Origin of the sequence: Gluconobacter thailandicus F149-1 = NBRC 100600 (genome assembly GCF_000964465.1) — a bacterium.
Classification (GTDB): Bacteria; Pseudomonadota; Alphaproteobacteria; order Acetobacterales; family Acetobacteraceae; genus Gluconobacter; species Gluconobacter thailandicus.
This window is the reverse complement of sequence record NZ_BANH01000031.1, coordinates 1-687: the sequence shown is the minus strand read 5'-3', so window position 1 is coordinate 687 and position 687 is coordinate 1. Positions and strand designations below refer to the sequence as shown.

Annotated in this window: 1 protein-coding gene and 1 pseudogene; both read left to right on the top strand. The window is 53.3% G+C overall.

What is annotated here, in order from left to right; all coding sequences use genetic code 11:
• Positions 1-25: 25 nt before the first annotated feature.
• Positions 26-310, top strand: a complete 285-nt coding sequence (locus B7444_RS10230; RefSeq protein WP_035730853.1) for a transposase — start codon at positions 26-28, stop codon at positions 308-310.
• A 196-nt stretch (positions 311-506) separates the two neighbouring features.
• A pseudogene (locus B7444_RS10225) lies at positions 507-687 on the top strand (IS3-like element IS1133 family transposase); the annotation flags it as partial.

Here is a 687-nt window from a genome sequence, read left to right as displayed (position 1 = left end):
AAAGTGGTTGTAAAGGAGACGTGGAATGGGACGAGTTTACAAGGCTGAGTTCAGAGACGAGGCGGTGTGTTTAGCTCTGAGCAGTGGTCTTTCGCGAGAGTGCATTGCTCAGGATCTGGGTATTGGGTCTTCAACATTGAAGACATGGATCCGCGATGGGCAGAAGCATGACACTGTGGTCACTGACGCAACGGATCATACGGCGTTATTGCGTGAGAATGAGAGATTACGTCGTGAGAACCTTCTGCTTCAGGAGGAGAGGGAACTGCTAAAAGAGGCGACACAGTTCTTCGCGAGCCACAGGTTATGAGGTTTGCGTTCATTGCGCGATATCACTCCGCTTTCCCGTGAACGGGTCTGTCGGCTATTTGGTGTCAGCAACCGAGGTTTGAGAGTCTGGCGACGTTGTCCGGTCTGTGCCCGCAGAAGGCAGGATGATACTCTGATGGTCCATATCTGCACCATTCACGCGCAGAACAGGCGAAGGAAGCTACGGACGTCCCTGCATGACAGAGGAACTCAGAGCTCGTGGCTTTTCTGCCGAACAGCGCCGTTTGGGACGGCTGATGCGGGAGAACGACATTCGTGTTGTCAGGACACAACGCTTCAAGGTAACGACCAACGGCGCTCACAGTCATGCCATTGAACCCAACTTGCTGGGACAGGACTTTTCCGCAACAGTGCTTA